Raw genomic sequence first — 22,600 nt, 5'->3', positions numbered from 1 at the left:
TTGGCCTTTTCTCTAAATGCTTTGCCCCCCTCACCAAGGCGATCCAAACATCCGGCGCCCACAAAGTTCAGGGCATTGGCAAAACGGCGCGCACCCGATTTCATGCACAGAACAACGCGATCCACAGGGTTCTTCCACTTCCCTTGACGCGCCGGGGCATATATCCATTCGCCCCAGCAGGCGAGCGACGGCTTGCCCAAGCGCTGCAAGGAGACAGGCATCCCATGACCCGATCGATCCTGTTCGTCACCGGCACCCGCGCCGATTTCGGCAAACTCGAACCGCTTGCCATCGCCGCGCGCGACGCGGGGTTCGACGTGTCCTTCTTTGTCACCGGCATGCATATGCTTGAATTCTACGGTCTGACAAAGATCGAGGTGCGGCGCATGCAGGGCGTGGCAGTCCATGAATTCCTCAATCAGCGCATCGGCGATCCGCAAGATACGGTGCTGGCCAAGACGGTTGCAGGCTTTTCCGATTTCGTGATCGAACATCGCCCAGATCTGGTGGTGATCCATGGCGACCGGGTCGAGGCTTTGGCCTGCGCCTTGGTCTGCGCGATGAACTATATCCGCTCGGCCCATATCGAGGGCGGCGAGGTGTCGGGCACGATTGATGAGATGTTCCGCCACTGCAACACCAAGCTGTCCACGCATCATTTTGTATCGTCGGAAGAGGCGAAACGGCGCGTGATGGTGCTGGGCGAACCCGATGCGAATGTACATGTGATCGGCTCGCCGGAACTGGATTTCCACGCCGGCCCCTCGGGCGTCACGCTGGAGGCGGTGCGCGATCGCTACCAGATCCCGTTTGAAGATTTCGGTATCGTCACCTTTCACCCCGTGACCTCTGAGGTGGCGACGATGGGCGCGCAGGCGCAGGGGCTGTTTGGCGCGCTGGCCGAAAGCGGGCGTCCGTTCGTGGTGATCGCCCCCAACAACGACCCGGGGTCCGAGGCGATCTTTGCCGAATTGGAAAAGCTGCCCCGCGACCGGTTTCGGCTGATCCCCTCGATGCGGTTTTCGCATTTCTCTGAACTGATGAAACATGCCGCCTGTATGGTCGGCAATTCCTCGGCAGGCGTGCGCGAGGCGCCCTTCCTTGGTGTGCCCTCGCTCGATATCGGCACGCGGCAAACCAACCGGGCCGAGGCCCCCTCGATCTTCAAGGCCCCGGCGCAAGATCGCGCGGCGATTACCGTTTTTTTGGCGCAGGAATGGGGCAAGCGTTACCCGCAGCATACCGCCTTTGGCAGCGGGCGCGCGGCACAATTGTTTTTGCAAACGCTCAACGATCCCGGTTTCTGGTCAGCGGGGCTGCAAAAGACCTTTAACGATCATGGCTAAGGGCCGCACCCGGCGCGGCGCGGCGATCCGCGCGGCCTATGGGCTTGCAAGCTGGGCGTTGGTGCCGCTGGCGCCGGTGCTGCTCAAGCGCCGTTTGGCGAAGGGGCGCGAGCTGCCTGCGCGTTGGCGCGAAAAGCTGGGCTATGCGACCCTGCCCCGGCCCAAGGGGCGGCTTGTGTGGCTGCATGCCGTGGGGCTGGGCGAGACGATGGCGCTGCGCGGGCTGATCCAAGCTTTGGCGGCTCAGGCCCCCGATCTGGAATTTCTCATCACCTCGGGCACGCGCGGATCGGCGGAAGTGATTGCCCGCGATATGCCGCCGAAGTGCCGCCACCAGTTTTTGCCGCTGGATGCCGCGCCGTTTCTCAGCCGCTTTTTGGAGCATTGGCGGCCCGATCTGGCGATCTGGTCCGAACAAGACCTCTGGCCCGGCGCGATCTTTGCCGCACAGGCGCGCGGTATCCCGCAGGCTTTGGTGAATGCGCGCATGGCCGCACGCAGCTATGAAAGCCGTCGTCGTCTGGCCCCGCTTTATCGCGCTGCGTTTGAGGCTCTTGCGGTGATTGATGCGCAAGACGCCGCAACCGCGCGCCATCTGTCGGCTTTGGGCGCCCCGGGGGTGACGGTTTCGGGCTCGCTCAAACCGGCCGCGCCGCCGCTTGGGGCCGGCCAGGCGCAACTCGATGCGCTGCAAACGGCGCTGGCCGGGCGCCGGGTCTGGCTTGCCGCGTCGTGCCATCCGGGGGACGAAGCCGAAGCCTTGGCGGCCCAAGCCACGCGGCCCGATGACCTTTTGATTTTGGCGCCGCGCTTCATCGACCGCGCCGACGCCATTGCCCAAAGCGTGCAGGCACGCGGGCTGCGCTTGGCGCAACGGTCAAAGGGCGACGAGCCTTCCCCCGAAATACAGGTCTATCTGGCCGATACGTTGGGCGAAATGGGGCTTTGGTATCGCCTGGCCGATCTGGCCCTTGTGGGCGGCGGGTTCGATGCCATTGGCGGGCACAACCCGTGGGAAGCGGTGCAGCTTGGCTGCCCGGTGCTGCATGGCCCCGATACCGCGAATTTCATGGCAGATTATGCCGCGCTTGATGCCACAGGCGCGGCGCGCTGTGTGGCGCGCGGTGCGCTGGCGCAGGCGATGCCCAATCCAGAAGAGGCCGCAAAGATGGCCGCGCAGGCGCAGGCGCTTGTGACCGAGGCCACGCAAAATGTCAGCGCGCTGGCCGCCCGCCTGATGGCCCTGATGGAGGCCCAATCATGCCGCTAAAACTGCGCCTGTTCCTTGGCCTATGGTCCGCCCTTTGGACGCTGGGCCTGCCGCTGATCCTTACCTATCTGATGCGACGCGCGCGCAAGGATGCGCTGTATCGCGACCATCTGGCGGAGCGTTTCGGCCGCTATGCGGCCCGCGCCCGGGGTGCGGTGTGGGTGCATGCGGTTTCGCTCGGCGAATTCCGCTCTGCCGTGCCCTTGATACGTGCCTTTCTGGATCGGGGTGAAACCGTCGTCATCACCTGTTTCACCCCCGCAGGGCGGCGCGAAGCCGAAAAGGTCTTTGCACCTGAGCGCGCCGAAGGCCGCGTGCATGTGGTCTGGGTGCCGCTGGAAACCGCTTGGGCCTATCGCGGTTTTTTCCGCGCCTTTGTGCCGAAATTCGGGCTCGTGATGGAGATCGAGATCTGGCCGCGCATGGTCTTTGCCGCGCGTTCGGCGGGCGTGCCCTTGTTCATGTGCAATGCGCAATATCCCACCAAAGCGATTGCGCGTGACACCGGCGGGTTGCGGCTGCGCCAAGCCGTGATGCGCGGCTTTGCGGGGGCTTTTGTGAAATCGCAATTGCAGGCGGATCGCTTCGCCGCCGTCGGGGTGCAAAACATCGCGGTCACCGGCGAGTTACGCTTTGAACAACCGATCCCGCCTGCGCTGCTGGAGGCTGCCGCCGTGGCGCGCCCTGCGCTGGGGTTGGCAGATCGGCGCTTGATTGCCTTTGCCTCCACCGTCGAAGGCGAAGACGCAACCTATTTGGCCGCGATGCGCGCGCTAAGCCGCGGGCCTGAGAAACCCTTTTTCATCTATGTGCCGCGCAAACCGGAACGGTTTGGCGATTGCGGCGCGCTGTTGAAAGAGGCCGGGTTTCGCGTGGCGCGCCGCTCCACTGCCTTGCCAAAGGTGCTGGACGGCCAAGCCCAATTCACCGTCCCCACGCCCCTGCCCGATGTGCTTTTGGGCGACAGTCTGGGGGAGATGTATTTCTACCTCGCACTCGCTGATGCGGTGGTGGTGGGTGGCGGCTTCACCCCCAAGGGCGCGCATAACATCATCGAACCCTTGGCGCTGAAAAAGCCGGTGCTGACCGGGCCAGAGATTTGGACGATTGAGTATCCGTTCACGGAAGCCGAGGCCGCCGGCGTGGCGCGGCGGGTGAAGGACGCGGCAGAACTTGCCGAAGCCCTTGCCGGGCCAGATCAACCAAAGCCTGCGAGGATTGAGCGCTTCTTTGCAGATCATGCAGGCGGGGTGGGCCGGTTCTTTGCGGCACTGCCGGGCGCGTTGAAAAACGCCCGGCGCTAATCAACCCATATCTTGGTCGATATTGCCCTGAAAGGTGCGCTTGCCCCACGCCTCGGCCACCAACTGATCGATCGGCAGGCACTGACGCAAGAGCGGCGCTTGCGGGCTGATTTCGGCTTCCGGCCCTTCGGTGACCAGCTTCAGAAAATCGCCCATCGCGCCCAAGAACATATCATTGCGCTCGAAAGGATAATCGCGCGTCTCGGTGCCTTCGGGAGAGACGTAACTCACCGAGGGTTTGAGAAAGTCGATTTCGATATTCCGCGTCAGCCCACGCAGCCGCGCGCGGCGGATGAAAACGGGCGAGAGGTAATCCATGCTCACGCTGCCAACCGGGCCACCGGGCGCGGCCAGTTGCAAGGTGGTGGCAAAATCCACACCCGGAAACTCTGCATGGCCAAGGCTGTCCACCGCTTGCAAGGCAAGGCCGGGGAACAGGGTCTGCGCGATATCGACCTCATGCGACAGGTCCAGCAGGACCCCGCCGCCCTCTGGCAGGGCAGCGTAACTATCGCCAAACCGCCAATTGGGCCGCCATTGCCGCACATCATGGCCAATCTCAAAGGCAAAGGCGTAGATGTCGCTTAGGTCTTCTTTCCCCAACGCCACCAGCGCCGGGTGATAGCGCATCATGAAGCCAACCATCGACCGATCTGCCACCGGGGCCGCGACCTTGTGAATGGCAGCGAGTTCCTCAAGGCTCCATGTCAGCGGCTTTTCCACATAGAAGGGCAGCCCCATCTGCGCGCAAAGCGCAATCAGCGGCAGGCGGATTTGCGTGGCGGTGGCAATCACCACCGCATCCAAATCTGTGCGCGCAGCAAAGGCGGTGGCATCAAACTCCCGCCAACCGATATGCGCGACTTTGGCCCCCAGCGCCTCTAAATTGCCTGCATGGCGCCGCCCGATCGAGCCCGCGCCAATCACCGCTATATGCGGGCTTACCATGCAGAAAACCCGCCATCGACATTGAGCAATTGCCCCGTGACATAGCCCGATTGGGCCGAGCACAGGAACAACATCGCATCGGCGATTTCATCGGGCTGGGCCATCCGCCCCGCCATGATCAACTCACCCACGCGGCGCTGAAATTCCTCGGAATGGCCGTTGAACACGGCCCCCGGCGCGATCGTGTTGACGGTTGCCTTACGCGGCGCCCAATAGCCCGCCAGCCACACCGTCAGCCCGTGAATGCCCGCCTTGGTGATGCCGTAGGCCGAGAAGTTCTTGAACGGCATCCCGTCATAAATCGGGTGATGCGCACCATTGAGCGCATACATCGAGGCCACGTTGATCAGCGTCGCCGGATAGCGGCCAACAATATCGCGGTCCATCTGCCGCGCGACCATGAAAGCCCCGGTCAGGTTGGTGTGCAACGTGCGCTCAAAATCGGCCACCGTCGTATCGGCAAAATCGGGGAAGCTTTTGCCCGCGCCCATCAGCATCTCGCCGGTGATCGCGGCATTGTTGAGCACCACATTCGGCTCCCACCCGTCTTTCATCACGCGCTGAAAAATCTCGGTGACCTGCGCTTCATCCCCCACATCCAGTTCATAAAAGCGAAAGCTCTCATTGCCCTCATGCGCGGCTTGCAAAGCCTCGGCCCGGTGGCCCGGCAGGTCGGTCGCCACAACGCGGGCACCTTCGGCCAACATCCGGCGCACATAGGTGGAGCCCAGAACCCCGCCCGAGCCGGTGATAAAGATGGTGCGGTCTTGCAGGGTCATTGCGTGGCCTCCGGGCTGTGACGCTCGGCCATGAGCATCTCGACAAGTTTGAAATCAAGCGGACTATCAATATCCAAGCACCGCTCGGCGGGCATCTCAAAGGGGATCACCCGGCCCTCGTAAATCGTTTTCGCGCGGCGCAGATAATCCGCATCCAGCACATAGGTGGAGGCCGCATGCTCCCAAACCTTAGGCGCGGCTTGGCGCGACCAGACCCCCCCGGGCAGCGGCTTAGAGACATGCAGCGCCCCGGTTTCATCGGCCTCGACAAGGTTGAAATAGGGATTCTTGCGCGCTTCACAAACGCTCATCACCATATCGGGCTTTTGCGTTTCAAAAAGCTCGACGGCATTGGTGACATCTTCCGCCAGCCGCAAAGGCGCGGTGCAGTCAAGATCGACAAAAGCGGTGACGGGCTGGCCCAGCTTTTCTTGCGCCGCTTCCAGCGCATGCTGCCACACGCCCCATTTGGGTGCGGTATCGGTCGCCAGATGCGCGGGGCGCAAGCCAATGTCCAGCGCACCCTTGGCCACCGCATGGTCATAAATCCGCGCGTCATCGGTCGACACCACCACCGCGCCGATCTGATCGCTTTCAAACAGCAAATCCAGTGACCAGTCGATCAAGGGCTTGCCTGCGATCATGCGGAAGTTTTTGCCGGGCACACCCTTGGAGCCTTTGCGGGCGCCTATATGGCCAAGGATCATCTTGGCATCTCCTCTGCTCTGGCCAGACCCCGCAAGGCCCGGCACTCGCCCCGTTATAGGCGCGCGGCCAAAGGGAAGGAAGAGACCGCATTACCCGCTTAGGCCTGCCCTCCTTCGACTTTGTCAAAATATCCCGGGGGTGAATTTGCCCTTGGGCAAAGAGGGGGCAGCGCCCCCTGCGGATCGCCGCGGCAAAGCCGGGGCGAAAACGAAAGGGCGCCCGAAGGCGCCCTTTGCAAAACCGCAACGGGTCGAAGGGCTTAGAAGCCCAGACCGGCGTATTTGTTTTTGAACTTCGACACGCGGCCACCGGTGTCCATCAGTTTGGCCGAGCCACCGGTCCAGGCCGGATGCGCCAGCGGGTCGATGTCCAGCGCCATCACGTCGCCTTCTTTGCCCCAGGTCGACTTGGTCTGGTATTCGGTGCCATCGGTCATTTTGATGGTGATGAAGTGGTAATCGGGATGGGTATCGGCTTTCATCGATCCACTCCTTACTCGGCTTTTTTGGGTTTGTAGTTGGTGACTTCGGCGATACGGGCCGATTTGCCGCGACGCGAGCGCAGGTAGTAAAGTTTCGCGCGACGCACACGACCACGACGCACCACGGTGATGCTGTCGATGTTGGTCGAGTAAAGCGGGAACACACGCTCCACGCCTTCGCCGAACGAGATTTTGCGCACGGTGAACGAAGCCGCGATGGTGTCGCCGCCTTTGCGGGCGATGCAGACGCCTTCATACATCTGCACACGCGAACGGGTGCCTTCGGTCACTTTGTAGCCAACGCGCACGGTGTCGCCAGCTTTGAAATCGGGAATGTCTTTGCCGAGGGCGGCGATTTGTTCCGCCTCGAGTTGCGCGATCAGGTTCATCGCAGGTCCTTTCGTTGCTTGCGGTTTGTTCCGCAAAGGTGTCGCCGCCCGAGAGCTCCGGTCTTCAACCGGGTCCGCAACTGCTGTGCAGCGCGCCCGCCGGAGGATCGTTCGCCTTTTGCCAGCCTTTGGTTTGCGCCCCAAGCAACCCTCGAAGCAGGGGGCCACAGGCACAGACAAAGGGTCCGGGGACCGATTCCGGCCCAGACCCGCGCGAGTTACGCGAGAACGGGCTGTGAATCAAGAGGGAAGTGGGGAATGCTTGCTTCGCTAAAGAGGTAGTGCCAATACTCAGTTAGCTGAATTGCACTTTATCGTTGAGGCTAGAGTGCGCCTCAACTTGAATTCCGCGAACCAATTGTTAGGAGAGGTTTCTTGCCATTATCATTAATCCTTGTCGACGAACTGATTGCTGCACGGCGCAATCTTCATGGCGGCAGTGTTGGCGCCCCAAGACGACTTGTCGATGGAAACCATGAAGGGCGCGCATTAAACCGTGCATGTGTTATTATGCTGTCATCTGCGATGCAGGCCTACGTGGGAGAAGTATTCTTAAAGTGTTCAGAAAAAGCTTTCGGTCGTACGCTTGAAGGCGACGAGCGCGAGCAATACATAAAAACTTGGTCTAGATGGGGGAATCCGAGCGACGCGAATATCAGGGGACTTTTTCTGCGTTTAGGTGTCAATGATGTTTTTGACGGACTTTCGTGGCAAGGTCAGTCGACAACAACGCTGAAGAAAACTCTGAACAAAATGAATCAGGTCCGCAATAGAATAGCACATGGTGAAGACATCACTGTAGATGGGAAGCCTTTCGCACTCACACTTTATCAAGTCCAGAGATGGCGAAAAGTCTCCGGGACTTTTGGAGAGCGCTTCGAAGGACACGCTCTCTCCAAATTGAAATGACAATATTCGACCGGTAGCTTCGGATGCCTTGCACTAGCGAACGTTTGGGTTCAACATTTGGTATTGCGAAAAGTTACCTTGAGCAACGCCCCCGGCGGGTCGCCGCGCACCCGCTTGGCGAAATCACTTGCCGACCTTTTCCCACAAATCCGGGCGCCGGTCGCGGGTCAGTGCCTCGCTCATCTCCCGCCGCCACTGCGCGATCTTTTTGTGATTGCCCGAGGTCAGCACCTCGGGGATCGCGCGGCCCTGCCACACGGCCGGGCGGGTGTATTGCGGGTGCTCCAAAAGGCCGTTCGAGTGGCTTTCCTCGGTCGCGCTTTCGGCATTGCCCAGCACGCCCTCGCGCAGCCGCACCGTGGCATCAATCACCACCTGCGCGGCCAATTCGCCGCCCGTCAGAACGAAATCGCCAATCGAGACTTCTTCGACGCCGTAAGCCTCCAGCACACGTTCATCCACGCCCTCAAACCGACCACATAGAATGGTCATGCCCTGCGCGGCGGCAAAGCGGCGGGCATCCGCTTGGGTGAAGGGTTTGCCGCGCGGCGACATATAGACCACGGGCCAGTCTTCACGGCTTGCAGGCGTGCCAAGCGCGGCTTCATCTAGGGCCGCAGCCACCACATCGGCGCGCAGTACCATGCCCGCGCCACCCCCGGCGGGCGTGTCATCGACATTGCGGTGCTTGCCAATCCCAAAGGGGCGCAGATCGATGGTGTCGAGCGCCCAAAGCCCATTTTCCAGCGCCTTACCCGTCAGGCTGAGGCCCAAGACACCGGGGAAGGATTCGGGGAACAAGGTCACGATCTTGGCGCGCCACGCGGCGGGGGGCTTCGCGGTTTCTTCCATCAGATCGCGCGGACGGACCTTGCCCGACAGCGCAGTAACGACCGAACGTTTCCCATGTGACCGGGCGGGCCCAGCCGCGGGCACCTCTGCAGCCTGCAAATCAAAGGTCGACAGCTTCACCGCCCCTTTGCGCGGCGCCGGGATATCGCCTTTGTCTTGCGGATCGTCGGGCGTGCTCATGGCTGCTCCTCATCGGGATAGGCTTCCTCCAGCCCCGCACGCATCAAAACCGCGCGTTTGGCCGCCGTCAAATTGGCCCGGCTCAGTCCCGAGCGGTTCAGCGTGATGAACTGTTCCGTCACGGCACGCGGCGGCGCGACATTGTTGCGCTCCACCGTTTTAAACTGGGCCTCAATGCTTTTCGGAAGCCTCAAAAAGTCCATGAACGGCTGCCCCGCGCCAAAGCGCATCGCGTCGAAACAGGCGACATCATGGGTCACCAGCGGCATATCGGGAAAGGCCGCGCGAATCTCGGCCAGCTGCGCCTGCATTGACACGGGGGCCAAAGCGGCGCGGAAGTCCTCTAGATCACGTGTAAATGGGGCACCGGTCGTCTTGCGGGCCTGATGCGCCCAAATGCTATCGACCCACCCGGCCTGATCGCGGGTGGACAGATAAAGCGTCACCTCCACCGGCCAGCCCAAGCCGGAAAAGCCCTCCAGCAGCGCGCGGATGATATCAACCGCGCCGGGATAGGGGGCTTCGCTTAGGCCAAGCGGCATCCGGCCCAACAGGTTTTCGGCGCTGATCAGCACACGCCGCTTTGGCGTGAGCGGCAGCCCCGCCAGAAAGGCGCGCATCTGCCGCGTGATCTCGTCCCGGTCCGCAGGCGCCAAACTGGACGCATATTGAAAACAGGCATGCGAAACAGCCCGGATCCGCCCGGGCAGCACCAGCGCCGCGCGCGGCCAGACAAGTTCGCGATTTTCATGCAGGAAAGCTTGGGCCGAAGTCGTCCCGGTTTTGTGAAAACCGAGATGCAGAAAGACCTGCATTATTCGACATCCTCGGGCGGGTCGGCGACGATCTTGCCCGCCGCCAGATCGACCGTGGGCACAACGGCCCGCGTGAAGGGCAGCATCAGCGTGGTTTTCCGGCCCGGGGCATAAATTTCCAAAATATCGCCCGCGCCGAAATTCTGCACCGCGCGCACTTTGCCCAGCACCGCCCCGCCGGTGTCATGCACCGCAAGGCCGATCAGATCGGTATGGTAAAATTCGTCATCGGGCAACGAGGGCAACCGGTCCCGATCTACCCAAAGCGTCACGCCTTTCAGCGCATCGCCCTCTTCCTTGGTGACCACGCCCGACAAGCGCGCCCCAAGCCCCCCGGTGACCGGGCGGGTCAGCTTGACGGTGAAACTGCGCGCCCCGTCTTCGGTGAAAAGCGGGCCATAAGCGGCAATATCTTCGGGTTCGGTGCAAAAGCTTTTCAGCCGCACTTCACCGCGCACGCCAAAGGCCCCGGCAATGGCGCCCACGCAGACACGATCAGGTTTCGACATGGCCCCTCCGCAAGCACAGGCCGGGCATCGCTGCCCGGCCTCCGTTTCATAGCGAAATCAGGTTCCTTGCGAACCTTATTCCTCGGCCGGCGCAGCAGCTTTCGCGGCTTTTTCTTCAGCGCGCTGTTGCGCTTTTTTGCCCGGCTCGGCTTTTTTCATGTTTTTGCGCTCGGTTTTTTCTTTGGCGCCAGCGGCTTCCAAGAAACGGGCGACGCGGTCGGTCGGCTGGGCGCCTTGGCCGAGCCAGTATTGCACGCGCTCCATGTCCATTTTCACGCGATCTTCGCTGTCTTTGGGCAGCAGCGGGTTGTAGGTGCCCAGTTTTTCGATGAAGCGGCCGTCGCGCGGCATGCGCGAGTCGGACGCAACGATCGCGTAATGGGGGCGCTTTTTCGAGCCGCCACGGGCGAGACGGATTTTCATAGCCATGGTGTATCTCCTTCAGATGGCTGGGTGAGGGCCTGTGGGGGCCGTCATTTCTGGAATGTCTCGTGATGCCGGATCACTTCCGAAATCACGAAGGTGAGGAATTTGCGGGCAAAAGCGGGATCAAGATCCGCGTCCTTGGCCAGTTGTTGCAGACGTTCGATCTGCTTGGATTCGCGCGCCGGATCCGAGGGCGGCAACGCATGTTCGGCTTTCAGCTTGCCCACCGCTTGGGTCTGCTTGAACCGCTCGGCCAGCGTGTAGACAAGGATCGCATCGAGCCGGTCAATCGAATTGCGGTGTTCCGCCAGCAATGCGGCAGCGCGGGTGACATCGTCGCTCATGCGAGATCCTCCGGTTTCGGATGGCGGTAGACGCGGGCTTCCCTTTCGCCCGGAAACGGTTTGGCGGCGGGGTCATAGACTGCCCCCAGCCGTTCCGCCAAAGCGATGGAGCGGGTATTTTCAGGGGCGATATAGCTGACCGCCGTTTCCCATTTGAGGGTGCGATAAGCATGGTTGACCGCCGCGCGCGCGGCCTCAGCCATCAAGCCCCTGCCCTCGTGCATCGCACTCCAACAGGTCCAGCCAATCTCATATTCGGGCCAGTTGATCGGCGCCCAAGGGCCAGCCATGCCCAAGGCGGCATCGCTGTCTTTGGTGGTGATGACAAAGCTGCCCCAGCCGCGCATCACCCAATGGCCGATCACCGCCGCCCAAGCGCGCCATGCAATCGCCTCATCCACAGTGTCGGTGGAACGAATGAACCGCCCCCGGTCCGACAACATGAAATCACACCACGCCGGAAAGTCGCGCGCCGCAGGGGCACGCAACACGAGACGCTCGGTCTCCAAAACCGGGGTGGGCGACAGGGCAACCATGTTACTTCTTCTTGCCCATCCCAAGCCCCGACAGGCCCGGCGGCAGTTTCACACCGCCCATATTGCCCATGCCAGGCACTGCCCCGGGCAGGCCCTTCATCTGGCCCATCATCTTGGTGGCTTCTTCCATTTTGGCCGGGTCCATCTCGCCCTGCTCGGGCAGACCGCCAAATTTGCCCTGCATCGCGGCCATCGCCTGTTTCAGCATGCCGCCCTTCATCTTGCCAAGCTTCTTCATCGTATCGGCCATCTGCCGGTGCATTTTCAGAAGCTTGTTGAGTTCGGACACATCCAGCCCCGACCCGGCGGCAATCCGGCGCTTGCGGCTGGCTTGCAGAATTTCCGGGCGGGCGCGCTCTTGCTTGGTCATCGCATTGATCAGCGCGATCTGGCGGCGAATGGTGCGGTCGTCAAAGCCCGCATCTTCGGCTTGCTTGGCCATTTTGCCCATGCCGGGCATCATGCTCATCACGCCCTGCATGCCGCCCATCTTCAGCATCTGATCGAGCTGAGAGCGCATGTCGTTCATGTTGAACAGGCCCTTTTGGAAGCGCTTGACCATGCGCTCGGCCTGTTCTTTTTCAAAGACTTCCTGTGCCTTCTCGACCAGCGCGACAATGTCGCCCATGCCCAGAATACGGCCCGCGATCCGCTCCGCCTCAAAGGTCTCAAGCGCATCCATCTTTTCGCCAAGACCGACAAAGCGAATGGGCTTGCCGGTGGTGGCGCGCATCGACAGCGCCGCACCGCCACGCCCGTCGCCGTCCATCCGTGTCAGCACCACGCCGGACACGCCAATCTTGTCGTCAAATTCTTGCGCCACTTCCACGGCGACTTGGCCGGTGAGCCCGTCAACGACAAGCAGCGTTTCACGCGGGTTCACCGCGTCGCGCACATCTTGCACCTCGCCCATCAACACATCGTCGATTTGCAGACGGCCCGCGGTATCAAGCAGGTAGACATCGTAACCGCCAAGCGAAGCTTGTTGCTTGGCGCGTTTGGCGATTTGCACCGCGCTTTCGCCCGCCACGATCGGCAGCGTATCGACGCCAATCTGGGTGCCCAGAATCGCCAATTGCTCCATCGCCGCCGGGCGATAGATGTCGAGCGAGGCCATCAGAACACGCTTCTTCTCACGCTCTTTCAGACGCCGCGCCAGTTTTGCGGTGGTGGTGGTTTTCCCGCCGCCTTGCAGACCCACCATCAGGATCGGCGCAGGCGGGTTGTCGATTTTCAGCGTATCGGCAGGCTCGTCGCCCGCCAGCATCGCAACGATTTCATCATGGACGATCTTCACGACCTGCTGGCCGGGGCTGATCGATTTCGTCACCTGTGCGCCGGTTGCCTTGGCCTCAACCTTCTTGATGAAATCACGCACCACGGGCAACGACACGTCGGCCTCTAGCAGCGCGGTGCGCACTTCGCGCATTGCCACTTTCACGTCTTCGGCGGTCAGCGCGCCCTGTTTGGTCAGCCGCTCGAACACCCCGCCAAGGCGATCGGAAAGAGACTCGAACATCGTGCCCTCCTGCGCCGCCGCTGCGGCCTGAAAAACGTCAAACGCACCAGTGGGCGCAACGCGCTGACTGGTGGCGATCCCCGCCCATGCGGGGACCGGAGGGTTAGTCCTCCGGGGAATCTGGGGTGGCTTAGGCGAAAACGGTGTCCGAGTCAATCACGCGCGCTTTGCCGCCGCTGGCGCGCAAGCCTTGTCGGCGGCGGGTAGCCGCTTTGCCCCGACGCGGCACTGCAGCGCCTTGCGCTCAGGAACAAAATGAGGGAGGTTGTCGCAGCAATGTTGACAGGTGCACAGATGCGCTTCGAGAACTGGGATGAAATCCGCACCGCTTATCAGGTGGCACGCGTGGGCACGGTTTCAGGGGCGGCAGAAGTGCTGGGCGTGCACCATGCCACAGTGATCCGCCATGTCGATGCACTGGAAACGCGGCTGGGCACCAAGCTGTTCCAACGCCACCCGCGCGGCTACACCCCCACCGAAGCAGGCGCCCAGCTTTTGGCCGTTGGACAAGCAACCGAGGATCAATTCGCCCAGCTCGCCGCGCGGATTTCTGGCGCGGGCGAGGAGATGCGCGGCGAATTGATTATCACCTCTTTGCCGGTTCTGGCGGGGCTTGTCATGCCCGCGATGGCGGAACTGATGGAGGCGCATCCAGCCCTTGTTTTGCGCTACATCACCGATCAGCGGGTGTTTCGGCTCGAATATGGCGAAGCCCATGTGGCGATCCGCGCCGGGGCACGCCCGACCGAACCGGACAATGTGGTCAGCCAGCTTGGGGTGAACCGCACCGCACTTTATGCGGCGCCCGAATATCTGGACCGCCACGGCCACCCCAAAGGGCTGGATGACCTAGCCGGGCACCGCTTCATCGGCCCCGACACCCGCGACAGCCGCGCGCCGTTCTTTCGCTGGCTGGCGCAGACGCAGCCGGCGGAAGCTGTGGTCTTCACCGCCAATGAAATCGCCTCGCAATATTCGGCGATCCGGGCCGGGCTCGGCATGGGGTTCCTACCGGTGCTACAAGCGCGCGAAGACCCGCGCCTGATCGAAGTAGTGCCCCCGCAGGCCGAATGGGACAGCCCGTTTTGGCTGGTGACCCATGTCGATCTGCATCGCACCCCCAAGGTGCAGGCCGCGCTCAAGGCGCTGCGCGCGGCGGCAGGGCGGCTCGAACTGGTGTCTTAAACGGGGGCAGAGCCGGTTTGCGCGGGCGGCGCCGGGCGGTTGGGATGCGGCCGGATATATTCGCGGATCGCCGCAAACGCCCATTGCAACGCCAACCCGCCAAAGATCAGCACGCTATCTTGCACCATGCCGCCCGGATGGGACACTTTCACCGCTTGGCTAAAGATCGCCAGCACCGTGCCCAGCGCGAAAACCTGCAACCCCTGCTTGCCCAAGGTGCGCACGGGCTTGAGCCAGCGCGACGCCGCAAGACGCGGCACGATCCACGGCAAAGACAGCAGATAGGCCAGCCCAAGGAAGTGAAACAGCCGGGGCACGCCAACATAGGTCTTGTCGGAATTCACAAGGAAGAACGGCACCCCCCATTGGCGTAGCTGCCACATCGCATGGCCCACATTCTTGAGCAGCACATCCATGTGAATCCAGCAAAAGGCGAAAATCTCCCACGCCAGCACAAGCCCGACCAGCCATGGCATCACCGGCACGAACCTCTTGCCCCCGCGCAACGCCAACCCGGTCAAAATGCCAAGGCTGAACAGCAATTGCCACGCGAAGGGGTTGAAGAACCATCCCCCCTTATAGGGGAAATTGGGCAGATTGAACCGGGTCAACCCGGTCAGCACCCAAAACCCCACGGTAAAGGCCAAGAGCCCCATCGGCGTTTTCTGCCCCAGCCGGATCAAGAAGGGCGCCCCCAGCAAGATCACCGCATACATCGGCAAGATGTTCACATAGCCAAGTTGATGGCTCAGCGTTGCGATGCCGACCAGAAATTCCAGCGGCTTTTCCAGCAACGGGCCAAACGCATTGCGCTCCAGCATCGCCGCGCCGCCGAACCACAACGCGGCCCCGGCGGCAATTGCAATCGCCCAAACCGTGGCAAGGATATGCACCATATAAAGCAACCAGGCCCGGCCCCAGACCTTGCGGATGCCCGGCCAGTTCAGCCCGTCTTTGAGCTTTGGCCCATACGCCAGCGCGGCCGCACAGCCCGACATGAAGACAAACGCCTCTGCCGCATCCGAGGGGCCCAGATTGCGCGAGGTAAAATGCTCGTAAAAATTGCCCGGGATGTGGTTGATGTAAATCATGATCAGGCTCAACCCCCGAAAGAAGTCGAGCCGCGGATCGCGGGCCCCCGTCGGCAGGCCGGCGGGCAGCGAAACGGAAGATCTGTCAGCCATTGTTTACGGCAAATCCTTTGGAAGGTTGGCGTGCCGCTTCGGCCTCGGCGCGTTCCGCGTCAAGCACCCAGCGGTCCAGCACATCATCATGCAGCGCGACCACGGCAGGCTTTGCATATTCGGCGGGCACGCCCATCAGCCGCGACCGCGATGGGCGCGAAGACCACGCAAGGATCAGCGGGGCCAGCACCATCGGTACGCCCACAGGCAACAGCCACAAAAACAGCCCCGGCGCAAAGCTCCATGTTGCCATCAGGCCAATCAGACCGATCGTCACGATCCAATGCGCCGCCAGAAAGCTATCTTTCAGGCTAAGCGTGCCGTCGCCCCGGTTGTTGGTGGGCCAGCCGCCATCGCGCCCGAAAAGCACCTGCAACACCGAACGGGTGGAATACATCAGCAGCACCGGCGCGGTGATGGACGAAAGCGCCAGCTCGGCAAAGGTCGAGGCGAAGGCGATCCCTGCGCCGCCGAACTGGCGGGCATGACCCGTGATCGCGGCGCGCGCGGCGATTAATATCTTGGGCAAAAGCAGCAACCCGAAAATGCCAATCGCCAGCCCAATCGCCTTCGACGCGGCAGAGGGCGGGAAATACGGGATCGGCCAATCGGGGATCGGAAAGTAATCTGGCGGCGGGGCCAAAAGCGGCGCAGCAATCGAGGCCAGAATGAACCCAAGCCAGAACAGCGGCGCGATATAGGCCATGATCCCTTGCGCAAAGACAAAGCGCGACCACGGCTTGAGCCCCGGCCCGCCAATGATCCGGCCATGTTGCAGATTGCCTTGACACCAGCGCCGGTCGCGTTTGGCATGATCGACGATATTCTCGGGGCCTTCCTCGTAGCTGCCCCCCAGATCATCATCCAGCCGCACGCTCCATCCCGCACGCGCCAAAAGCGCGGCTTCGACGTAGTCATGGCTCAGCACATGGCCGCCAAAGGGGGGCTTACCCTTCAGGGCGGGCAGGCCACAGCTTTCGGCAAAGGCCCGCACACGGACAATCGCATTATGGCCCCAAAACGGCCCTGTCTCGCCCTGCATCATCGCCAGCCCGCGCGCAAAAACCGGCGAGAAGAACGAGGCAGAAAACTGCATCGCCCGGCCAAAGCGCGACCGCGCGCGGATCACCTTGGGCAGGGTTTGCAAAAGGCCAAGGCGCGGCTCTGCCTCGATCCGGCGGATCATCTGCAAGATCGTGTGGCCTTCCATCAGGCTGTCGGCATCCAAAATCACCGCGTAATCATAGGCCGCACCAGAGCGGGTGATGAAATCCTCGATATTGCCCGCTTTCTTGCCGGTGTTCACCTCGCGGCGGCGATAGAAGAACCGCCCCACCCCGTTTCGTTCCGCCACCAATTGCGCGAACACCTGCTTTTCGCGCGCGGCGATCAGGTCGTTGCGGGTGTCCGACAGCACCGCGAAATGCACCTGCGCCGGATCGCCCGTGGCCGAAAGCGAGGCATCCATCGCCGCGATCCGGGCAAAGGTCACCAGCGGGTCTTCGTTATAGACCGGCACCAGAACCACGGTGCGGCCCCGAATGGGCGCGCGCGGATCATAGACCGGCGGACGGGCCACCGAGGTCAAACCGATCAGCGCCTGCACCGCGCCCCAAGCCAGCCAAAGCGTGGAAATCAGGATCAGCAGCGCCCGCGCGACATCAAGCGTTTCGATCCCGTCAGCCGCGCCGAATTGCAAAAACAGAACAAAGGCACCACCCCCGGCCAAAAGGCTCAGGGCCACCGCAAGCGCGCGCAGAGCATAAAGCCCCGCACGGGATATTAGCCGCGATGCCATCGGCTTAGTGGCCGGGGCCCGGGGCGGGCGCAGCTTGTGGGTATAGGCTGGCCAGCAGCCGGCGAAGCACCCCTTGGCGGTGTTCGATCACCTGCACCGGCATCGCCATCGGCGCGATGGGCAGGGCACAGGGGCCAGAGATGAGATCTTCTGCCGAAAGGGCAGCGGGTGCACTCGGGGGATAGTCGGACGCGAGCGCAGGGATATGGGGGGTATGCGCGGTCATGCGTGGATCCATTGGTAAAGCCAGGTTTCGGTCAACTTACGACCATAACCCGCGATATGGGCGGCGAGTTCCACCGTGTCGCCCTTGGTGGGCCGAACATCGAGCACAAGCCGCCAGATGCCATCGGTGGTATTGCGAGACAGAACCTTGGTGACGATTTCACCATTCCAGGCACTGGCATTGATCGTCAGGTCCTTGGCGGCGTCATGCGGCAGGGCATCCATCAGCCCCCCCACAAAGTCGATCACGAATTTGCGGGTGCCCGCGGTATTGGCGACACCCGACACCCCACCTTCGCCGGCCCGCGTTTCCTTGACATGGGCGCGGTCATCGGCGGGATCGAAGTCGATATCGCCCCACCGCAGCCGATAGGAAAACTCCCGGCTTTCGCCCGCTTTCGCCTCGGCCTCGGGGATCCAAAAGGCAACGATATTGTCGTTCACCTCAAGATCAGAGGGGATCTCGACCAAGCGGATCACGCCTTTGCCCCAATCCCCGATCGGCTCCACCACACAGGAGGGACGCCGCTCGTAATGCGCGGCATCATCTTGGTAATGGTCGAATTCGCGATCACGCTGATAAAGCCCAAAGGCGCGCGGCGCGGTTTCCGAGAAATAGGACGAGGCCAGCCGGGGCGGGTTGGCCAGCGGGCGCCACAGCATATCACCATCGGCGCGGGTGATGCCCAGCCCATCGCTGTCATGCACATTGGGCCGGAAATCGTCGAAATCGGCACGGTTGCGCTCCGCGAACAGGAACATCGAGGTCAGCGGCGCAATGCCAAGCTGTTCCACATCCGCGCGGAAAAAGAGCCGCGCCGTCACGTCCATCACCGTTTCATGGCCCGGCGTGATGACGAACCGATAGGCCCCGGTCAGCGACTGACTTTCCAGTGCCGCCCAGACGGTGATCGTATTCGCCCCCGGCACCGGACGCTCGACCCAGAACCGGGTGAAACGGGGGAACTCCTCGGCGACCGACAGGCCGGTGTTGACCGCAAGCCCCCGCGCCGAAAGCCCATAGGCGGAATTGCGGCCCAAGGCGCGGAAATAGGACGCGCCCTGAAAGGCCACCAGTTCATCGAACAGATCGGGCCGGTTGAGCGGCGTATGCAGCCGGAACCCGGCCACGCCCGGCAACGGCTCATGCGCGGGCACCTTGTCGCGGCTTTCACGCTCATAGATGAAATCGTCAGTGTCAAAGCCCATCAGCAAGGCTTGACCGTTTTCGACCTCGTAAAGGCGCACCGGCTCCTTGAACAGCCAACCGAGATGGAAGGCATGCAGCAGGAAATGGCTGTTATCGACATTGGCGAACCGCGCACGATCCGGATCGAAGCGGATCAGCCGGTAATGGTCGTAGGTCAGCTTCGACAAGAAGCTGTCGGGCAAGGTCGCGGGGGGCGTGGCCGGCGCGGCGGCCAGCGCGCGCATTTCATCGGTCAGCGTTTCAAAGCTGAACGGGTGCTGCAGCGCGGCAGGCGGCGCAAGCGCCGTCTCCCCACCGGCCTCTTGTGCGCGCAAGCGGCCCGGCACGATCCCGGCTCCAGCCAGAACGGCAGCCGAAGACAGCGTCGCCAGAAGCTGGCGGCGGCTGAGTGAGAGGGGGGCATCGGCACGGTGGGAGGTCATGTGTTTTCGTTGAAACTCATATAGTTCTAAAGTCCGCCCGAAAGCGGGCTAATTGCCGTTTCTATAGTCACAGCGCCTAAAATCTGGCAAGAGAGATTGCGTCACACTCCTGTCAAACGCCCGGCGTCCGACAGGTTTCGGCGCAAAGTTGCGCAACGCAGGGTCTAACCGTCAAGAAGTTGCGCATTCTGCGCCTGCAAAGGCGCGTTTCGCCTAAAAAACAGCGGTTTCCGCGCCCTTTGCACAGGCGGATTTCCGCGCATGGGCAGGTACCGGATCGCGCCCAACCCGTCGCTTGCGGGGTGAGTCGCATGCCGGGGCAGCTTTCGCCTCCGCTACCCTGTGTCTTTTGGCCTGTCTTGGGCCGGTTACGACGCGTGGTTCGGCTTGCCTGCACGCCTTAGCTACGGCATGGCAGACAGGATCGGAGACGGGCATGACTCTTTTGCTTATTCACACCGGTGGCACGATTGGCATGACACCGGGACCACAGGGCCTAACCCCGGAACCGGGTCTGGTCGAAGCGGCCATTGCCGCTCGGCTGCCTGCGGGCGCTGCGCTGACCGCGCATGTCTTTGCGCCGTTGCGCGACAGCGCGGATATCGGCCCCACCGACTGGAACGTGATGCTTGATGTGCTGGAGGCGCATCCGGGCCAGCCCGCGCTGATCACCCATGGCACCGATACGATGGCTTTCACCGGCGCGGCGCTGTCGCAGGCTTTGGCCGGTGCAGCGCGGCGGGTCGTGTTATGCGGCGCGATGCACCCCTTGGGCCAAGGCGGAGATGCCGAGCGCAACCTTGATCTGGCGCTTGCCGCCGCGCAAGCGCCCGGGGTGGGGGTCGATTTGGCCTTCGCCGGGCGGCTTTTGCCCGCAGCGGGGCTTGTCAAACACGACAGCCGCGGAGCCGATGCCTTTCGCAGCCAACCGCAAGACCCCGGCTCGCCGCCGCCGCAGCGCCGCTTCGATCCGGCCCGGCGCTTGGCGATTGTGACCCTGTCGCCCGGCCTGCCCGCGCCTGCGCTGCAGGCGCTACTTCAGGCGCTGGATGGGGCGGTTTTACGTGTCTTTGGCGCGGGCACGGTGATGCATGATCGCGCGATCTTGGCGGTGCTTGCACAGGCCATCGCGCAGGGCAAACGGCTGCGCGCAGTCAGCCAATGCGAAGCAGGCGGACTGAGCCCCGGCGCCTATGCCGCGGGGGCCGCGCTGTGGGATATGGGCATCGAAAACGGCGGCCCCGAAACGCCAGAGGCCGCATTGGCGCGGCTTTGGCTTTCCTAACAAAAGGGCCCCAGATGGGGCCCTTCAGAGACGCGACACAAGCAAGTCTTATTGCGCAACCAGCGCAGCTTGCAGCGCCATCGGCTCCTTGCCCGAAGCTTGCGCAATCGCCGCCAAGCTTTCGCCCGGGCTGGCAACGGTAAAGCCTGCGGCAGTCAGTTTCGCGACAAGCCCAGCGCCATCGGTGTCAAAAAGCGGCGCGACCTCCTCGACAGAGGCGTCCATCAGCTTCATCGCGATGGCAAAGGGCGGCGGGCCCGAACGGCCCTCGGCTTCGGAACTGGGCAGTGCAAACGGCACCGCCACCACAAGCGACACCGCCAGACCGATCCACATCGGCGCGCGTTTGAGGTAATTCACCACCGAGCGCCAGTTCTTCCAAACATGCAGCACGAACGGCACGATCAGCACCATCGACAGGATTTCGTGCATTTCATGGAAGGTTCCCATGCCGACATGGAAGAAAAGCGCCACGCCAGAGATAAGCGAGACAAGGAACAACCCGGTAATGAACGGGGTCGCATAGCGGCTAAGAGCGGAATTCATGTAACGTGTCTTTCTGATGGGTGAGGGGTTGGCCCTCTTTGGGAAGGTTTCACACACCCAAACGAAACGGCGCGCCCATTCCGTCGCGCCGTTCAAAAATTTCTTTATGATTTGGTTAGTTACGGCGCAGATACAGCTTTCTCATTGCCCCTGATGCTGCGCCGCACGCGATAAAAGTCGCAGGCAAACATCGGTCGCCACCGCCATATCTTGCACCGACACCCACTCCAACGGGCCGTGAATATCCTGCATGCCGGTAAAAATATTCGGGCACGGCACCCCCATTTCGGTCAGCCGCGACCCATCGGTGCCGCCCCGGATCGGCACAGACACAGGCGCAATCCCCGCATCGCGGCAGGCATCGCGCGCCAGCTCAACGGGCGTCATATCCTTTTCCAGCCAATAGCGCATGTTGCGATATTGCGGCTTGATCGTGCAGGTGATCGTGGCGCGCGGCTCAGTGGCCGCCACCGCCGCACAAACCTGTTGCAGCATCTCGCCCCGAGCGGCAAGGCCATCCAGCTCAAAGTCGCGCAGGATGATCGAGAATTCGACCTCCGCCGCCGTGCCCGCGATATTGGTGATGTGCCAAAACCCTTCGCGCCCCTCGACCACTTCGGGGGTTTGCGTGGCTTGCGGCAGCATGTCGATGATTTTCGCCGCCAGATGCAGTGCATTGACCATTTTGCCCTTGGCCGTGCCCGGGTGGGTGGACACACCCACCACCTTCACCTTCGCCCCATCGGCCGAGAAGCTCTCATATTCAATCTCGCCCACCGCGCCGCCATCGAGCGTATAGGCGAAATCCGCGCCCAGATCGGCGGGCAAGCGCGCATCGACACCGCGGCCAATTTCTTCATCCGGCGTGAAAGCCAGCCGAACCTTGCCATGCGGCACATCGGGGTTGGCCAGCAAATGTTCGGCGAGCGTCATCAAAATGGCCACGCCCGCTTTGTCATCCGCCCCCAAAAGCGTCCCGCCGGAGGCGGTGATCAGATCATGGCCGACCTTCTCGCCCAAATAAGGGTTGCGCGCGGGGCAGTTCACCAGACCCGGCGCATCGGGGTAGGTGATCTCGCCCCCGTCATAGCCGCGGATGACGCGCGGCTTCACCCCCACCGCATTATAAGCGGGCGCGGTGTCCATATGCGCCAGCATCCCAATCACCGGACCTTCGGCGGTGGCGGGGACGGTCGCCAATACCGCGCCATAGTCGGTGATTTTCACCTCTGCCGCGCCTATTGCCTCCAATTCCTGCGCCAAAATCTTCGCAAGGTTGAGCTGAATCGCCGTGCTGGGGGCGGTCGGGCTTTCCTCGTCGCTTTGCGTATCAACTTCGCAATAGCGGATCAGGCGGGTTTCAAGCTTGGAATGGATGTCTTGCATGGGGGGGCTCCTTTGCGGGCAATGGGCGCCGCTCGGCCCGCCGT

24 protein-coding genes are annotated in these 22,600 nt (G+C 62.3%); 6 read left to right on the top strand and 18 right to left on the bottom strand.

Annotation, left to right across the window (positions count from 1 at the left end):
* Positions 1 to 224 precede the first annotated feature (224 nt).
* The 3 genes from neuC to CKO11_RS01045 are packed head-to-tail and all read left to right on the top strand — an operon-like array spanning position 225 to position 3,920.
* On the top strand, positions 225 to 1,346 hold the full coding sequence (gene neuC, locus CKO11_RS01055) for a UDP-N-acetylglucosamine 2-epimerase (RefSeq protein ID WP_223631985.1): 1,122 nt from the start codon (positions 225 to 227) through the stop codon (positions 1,344 to 1,346).
* Positions 1,339 to 2,616: a 3-deoxy-D-manno-octulosonic acid transferase gene (locus CKO11_RS01050; RefSeq protein WP_223631983.1), complete on the top strand. Its 1,278-nt coding sequence runs from the start codon at positions 1,339 to 1,341 to the stop codon at positions 2,614 to 2,616. The genes neuC and CKO11_RS01050 overlap by 8 nt, the downstream gene beginning before the upstream one ends.
* Complete coding sequence (locus CKO11_RS01045) at positions 2,607 to 3,920, top strand: 3-deoxy-D-manno-octulosonic acid transferase (protein ID WP_223631981.1); 1,314 nt, start codon at positions 2,607 to 2,609, stop codon at positions 3,918 to 3,920. Before CKO11_RS01050 ends, CKO11_RS01045 begins: the two co-directional genes overlap by 10 nt.
* Here the strand turns inward: CKO11_RS01045 and CKO11_RS01040 are convergent, their stop codons facing one another.
* The 5 genes from CKO11_RS01040 to rplS all read right to left on the bottom strand — a co-directional run bounded on the left by CKO11_RS01040 (position 3,921) and on the right by rplS (position 7,225).
* Entirely contained in the window at positions 3,921 to 4,868 is a 948-nt protein-coding gene (locus tag CKO11_RS01040) for a hypothetical protein (RefSeq protein WP_223631979.1), read from the bottom strand. It abuts the gene before it with no gap.
* A complete protein-coding gene (locus CKO11_RS01035) occupies positions 4,862 to 5,647 on the bottom strand; it encodes an SDR family NAD(P)-dependent oxidoreductase (RefSeq protein WP_223631977.1) in 786 nt (261 codons plus the stop codon). The genes CKO11_RS01040 and CKO11_RS01035 overlap by 7 nt, the downstream gene beginning before the upstream one ends.
* Positions 5,644 to 6,354, bottom strand: coding sequence for a cytidylyltransferase domain-containing protein (locus CKO11_RS01030; RefSeq protein ID WP_223631975.1), 711 nt, complete (start codon positions 6,352 to 6,354; stop codon positions 5,644 to 5,646). The genes CKO11_RS01035 and CKO11_RS01030 overlap by 4 nt, the downstream gene beginning before the upstream one ends.
* 260 nt (positions 6,355 to 6,614) lie before the next feature.
* On the bottom strand, positions 6,615 to 6,836 hold the full coding sequence (rpmE, locus tag CKO11_RS01025; protein ID WP_223631973.1) for a 50S ribosomal protein L31: 222 nt from the start codon (positions 6,834 to 6,836) through the stop codon (positions 6,615 to 6,617).
* Positions 6,837 to 6,847: 11 nt separating this feature from the next.
* On the bottom strand, positions 6,848 to 7,225 hold the full coding sequence (rplS, locus tag CKO11_RS01020) for a 50S ribosomal protein L19 (RefSeq protein ID WP_223631971.1): 378 nt from the start codon (positions 7,223 to 7,225) through the stop codon (positions 6,848 to 6,850).
* Positions 7,226 to 7,600: 375 nt separating this feature from the next.
* On the opposite strand from rplS, the gene CKO11_RS01015 reads away from it, so the two are divergent.
* On the top strand, positions 7,601 to 8,134 hold the full coding sequence (locus tag CKO11_RS01015; RefSeq protein WP_223631969.1) for a hypothetical protein: 534 nt from the start codon (positions 7,601 to 7,603) through the stop codon (positions 8,132 to 8,134).
* Positions 8,135 to 8,257: 123 nt separating this feature from the next.
* On the opposite strand, the gene trmD is transcribed toward CKO11_RS01015, so the two are convergent.
* The 7 genes from trmD to ffh all read right to left on the bottom strand — a co-directional run bounded on the left by trmD (position 8,258) and on the right by ffh (position 13,315).
* Positions 8,258 to 9,166 (bottom strand): tRNA (guanosine(37)-N1)-methyltransferase TrmD, encoded by a 909-nt coding sequence (gene trmD, locus CKO11_RS01010; RefSeq protein WP_223631967.1) that lies wholly within the window; start codon positions 9,164 to 9,166, stop codon positions 8,258 to 8,260.
* Entirely contained in the window at positions 9,163 to 9,981 is an 819-nt protein-coding gene (locus tag CKO11_RS01005; protein WP_223631966.1) for a hypothetical protein, read from the bottom strand. The genes trmD and CKO11_RS01005 overlap by 4 nt, the downstream gene beginning before the upstream one ends.
* Complete coding sequence (rimM, locus tag CKO11_RS01000) at positions 9,981 to 10,490, bottom strand: ribosome maturation factor RimM (RefSeq protein ID WP_223631964.1); 510 nt, start codon at positions 10,488 to 10,490, stop codon at positions 9,981 to 9,983. Before rimM ends, CKO11_RS01005 begins: the two co-directional genes overlap by 1 nt.
* Before the next feature lie 75 nt (positions 10,491 to 10,565).
* A complete protein-coding gene (gene rpsP / locus CKO11_RS00995) occupies positions 10,566 to 10,919 on the bottom strand; it encodes a 30S ribosomal protein S16 (protein ID WP_223631962.1) in 354 nt (117 codons plus the stop codon).
* A 44-nt stretch (positions 10,920 to 10,963) separates the two neighbouring features.
* The gene (locus tag CKO11_RS00990; RefSeq protein ID WP_223631960.1) at positions 10,964 to 11,260 is read right to left on the bottom strand and encodes a chorismate mutase; all 297 of its coding nucleotides are present in this window, start codon (positions 11,258 to 11,260) and stop codon (positions 10,964 to 10,966) included.
* Positions 11,257 to 11,796, bottom strand: coding sequence for a GNAT family N-acetyltransferase (locus tag CKO11_RS00985; protein ID WP_223631958.1), 540 nt, complete (start codon positions 11,794 to 11,796; stop codon positions 11,257 to 11,259). Before CKO11_RS00985 ends, CKO11_RS00990 begins: the two co-directional genes overlap by 4 nt.
* 1 nt (position 11,797) lies before the next feature.
* A complete protein-coding gene (gene ffh, locus CKO11_RS00980) occupies positions 11,798 to 13,315 on the bottom strand; it encodes a signal recognition particle protein (protein WP_223631957.1) in 1,518 nt (505 codons plus the stop codon).
* Between the two features lie 294 nt (positions 13,316 to 13,609).
* Between ffh and CKO11_RS00975 the strand changes: the two genes are divergently transcribed.
* On the top strand, positions 13,610 to 14,500 hold the full coding sequence (locus CKO11_RS00975) for a LysR family transcriptional regulator (RefSeq protein WP_223631956.1): 891 nt from the start codon (positions 13,610 to 13,612) through the stop codon (positions 14,498 to 14,500).
* Here the strand turns inward: CKO11_RS00975 and CKO11_RS00970 are convergent.
* From CKO11_RS00970 to CKO11_RS00955, 4 genes are read right to left on the bottom strand one after another with little or no spacing between them, the layout of a single operon-like run.
* Positions 14,497 to 15,684: an OpgC family protein gene (locus CKO11_RS00970; protein WP_223631955.1), complete on the bottom strand. Its 1,188-nt coding sequence runs from the start codon at positions 15,682 to 15,684 to the stop codon at positions 14,497 to 14,499. The two genes, CKO11_RS00975 and CKO11_RS00970, sit on opposite strands and share 4 nt — an antisense overlap.
* Positions 15,677 to 17,482 carry a glucans biosynthesis glucosyltransferase MdoH gene (gene mdoH / locus CKO11_RS00965; protein ID WP_223631954.1) on the bottom strand — a complete coding sequence of 602 codons (1,806 nt, stop codon included), beginning with the start codon at positions 17,480 to 17,482 and terminating at the stop codon, positions 15,677 to 15,679. Before mdoH ends, CKO11_RS00970 begins: the two co-directional genes overlap by 8 nt.
* 4 nt (positions 17,483 to 17,486) lie before the next feature.
* The gene (locus CKO11_RS00960; protein WP_223631953.1) at positions 17,487 to 17,708 is read right to left on the bottom strand and encodes a hypothetical protein; all 222 of its coding nucleotides are present in this window, start codon (positions 17,706 to 17,708) and stop codon (positions 17,487 to 17,489) included.
* A complete protein-coding gene (locus tag CKO11_RS00955) occupies positions 17,705 to 19,339 on the bottom strand; it encodes a glucan biosynthesis protein (RefSeq protein WP_223631952.1) in 1,635 nt (544 codons plus the stop codon). Before CKO11_RS00955 ends, CKO11_RS00960 begins: the two co-directional genes overlap by 4 nt.
* Before the next feature lie 436 nt (positions 19,340 to 19,775).
* Here CKO11_RS00955 and CKO11_RS00950 point away from each other — a divergent pair, with 436 nt between their 5' ends.
* The gene (locus tag CKO11_RS00950; protein ID WP_223631951.1) at positions 19,776 to 20,624 is read left to right on the top strand and encodes an asparaginase; all 849 of its coding nucleotides are present in this window, start codon (positions 19,776 to 19,778) and stop codon (positions 20,622 to 20,624) included.
* Positions 20,625 to 20,672: 48 nt separating this feature from the next.
* On the opposite strand, the gene CKO11_RS00945 is transcribed toward CKO11_RS00950, so the two are convergent.
* Together CKO11_RS00945 and pepT are read right to left on the bottom strand one after the other, a co-directional pair.
* Entirely contained in the window at positions 20,673 to 21,170 is a 498-nt protein-coding gene (locus CKO11_RS00945) for a DUF4405 domain-containing protein (RefSeq protein WP_223631950.1), read from the bottom strand.
* Between the two features lie 141 nt (positions 21,171 to 21,311).
* Complete coding sequence (gene pepT, locus CKO11_RS00940) at positions 21,312 to 22,556, bottom strand: peptidase T (protein WP_223631948.1); 1,245 nt, start codon at positions 22,554 to 22,556, stop codon at positions 21,312 to 21,314.
* Positions 22,557 to 22,600: the final 44 nt, after the last annotated feature.

Source organism: Rhodobacter sp. TJ_12, assembly GCF_020023995.1.
Classification (GTDB): domain Bacteria; phylum Pseudomonadota; class Alphaproteobacteria; order Rhodobacterales; family Rhodobacteraceae; genus Rhodobacter.
This window is presented reverse-complemented; position numbering and strand designations above follow the sequence as displayed.

What these genes read in the sequence shown, in the direction of transcription:
- neuC (WP_223631985.1), top strand. Translation starts at nt 225, where the DNA reads ATGACCCGATCGATCCTGTTCGTCACCGGCACCCGCGCCGATTTCGGC.
- CKO11_RS01050 (WP_223631983.1), top strand. Translation starts at nt 1,339, where the DNA reads ATGGCTAAGGGCCGCACCCGGCGCGGCGCGGCGATCCGCGCGGCCTAT.
- CKO11_RS01045 (WP_223631981.1), top strand. Translation starts at nt 2,607, where the DNA reads ATGCCGCTAAAACTGCGCCTGTTCCTTGGCCTATGGTCCGCCCTTTGG.
- CKO11_RS01040 (WP_223631979.1), bottom strand. Translation starts at nt 4,868, where the DNA reads ATGGTAAGCCCGCATATAGCGGTGATTGGCGCGGGCTCGATCGGGCGG.
- CKO11_RS01035 (WP_223631977.1), bottom strand. Translation starts at nt 5,647, where the DNA reads ATGACCCTGCAAGACCGCACCATCTTTATCACCGGCTCGGGCGGGGTT.
- CKO11_RS01030 (WP_223631975.1), bottom strand. Translation starts at nt 6,354, where the DNA reads ATGATCCTTGGCCATATAGGCGCCCGCAAAGGCTCCAAGGGTGTGCCC.
- rpmE (WP_223631973.1), bottom strand. Translation starts at nt 6,836, where the DNA reads ATGAAAGCCGATACCCATCCCGATTACCACTTCATCACCATCAAAATG.
- rplS (WP_223631971.1), bottom strand. Translation starts at nt 7,225, where the DNA reads ATGAACCTGATCGCGCAACTCGAGGCGGAACAAATCGCCGCCCTCGGC.
- trmD (WP_223631967.1), bottom strand. Translation starts at nt 9,166, where the DNA reads ATGAGCACGCCCGACGATCCGCAAGACAAAGGCGATATCCCGGCGCCG.
- CKO11_RS01005 (WP_223631966.1), bottom strand. Translation starts at nt 9,981, where the DNA reads ATGCAGGTCTTTCTGCATCTCGGTTTTCACAAAACCGGGACGACTTCG.
- rimM (WP_223631964.1), bottom strand. Translation starts at nt 10,490, where the DNA reads ATGTCGAAACCTGATCGTGTCTGCGTGGGCGCCATTGCCGGGGCCTTT.
- rpsP (WP_223631962.1), bottom strand. Translation starts at nt 10,919, where the DNA reads ATGGCTATGAAAATCCGTCTCGCCCGTGGCGGCTCGAAAAAGCGCCCC.
- CKO11_RS00990 (WP_223631960.1), bottom strand. Translation starts at nt 11,260, where the DNA reads ATGAGCGACGATGTCACCCGCGCTGCCGCATTGCTGGCGGAACACCGC.
- CKO11_RS00985 (WP_223631958.1), bottom strand. Translation starts at nt 11,796, where the DNA reads ATGGTTGCCCTGTCGCCCACCCCGGTTTTGGAGACCGAGCGTCTCGTG.
- ffh (WP_223631957.1), bottom strand. Translation starts at nt 13,315, where the DNA reads ATGTTCGAGTCTCTTTCCGATCGCCTTGGCGGGGTGTTCGAGCGGCTG.
- CKO11_RS00975 (WP_223631956.1), top strand. Translation starts at nt 13,610, where the DNA reads ATGCGCTTCGAGAACTGGGATGAAATCCGCACCGCTTATCAGGTGGCA.
- CKO11_RS00970 (WP_223631955.1), bottom strand. Translation starts at nt 15,684, where the DNA reads ATGGCTGACAGATCTTCCGTTTCGCTGCCCGCCGGCCTGCCGACGGGG.
- mdoH (WP_223631954.1), bottom strand. Translation starts at nt 17,482, where the DNA reads ATGGCATCGCGGCTAATATCCCGTGCGGGGCTTTATGCTCTGCGCGCG.
- CKO11_RS00960 (WP_223631953.1), bottom strand. Translation starts at nt 17,708, where the DNA reads ATGACCGCGCATACCCCCCATATCCCTGCGCTCGCGTCCGACTATCCC.
- CKO11_RS00955 (WP_223631952.1), bottom strand. Translation starts at nt 19,339, where the DNA reads ATGACCTCCCACCGTGCCGATGCCCCCCTCTCACTCAGCCGCCGCCAG.
- CKO11_RS00950 (WP_223631951.1), top strand. Translation starts at nt 19,776, where the DNA reads ATGACTCTTTTGCTTATTCACACCGGTGGCACGATTGGCATGACACCG.
- CKO11_RS00945 (WP_223631950.1), bottom strand. Translation starts at nt 21,170, where the DNA reads ATGAATTCCGCTCTTAGCCGCTATGCGACCCCGTTCATTACCGGGTTG.
- pepT (WP_223631948.1), bottom strand. Translation starts at nt 22,556, where the DNA reads ATGCAAGACATCCATTCCAAGCTTGAAACCCGCCTGATCCGCTATTGC.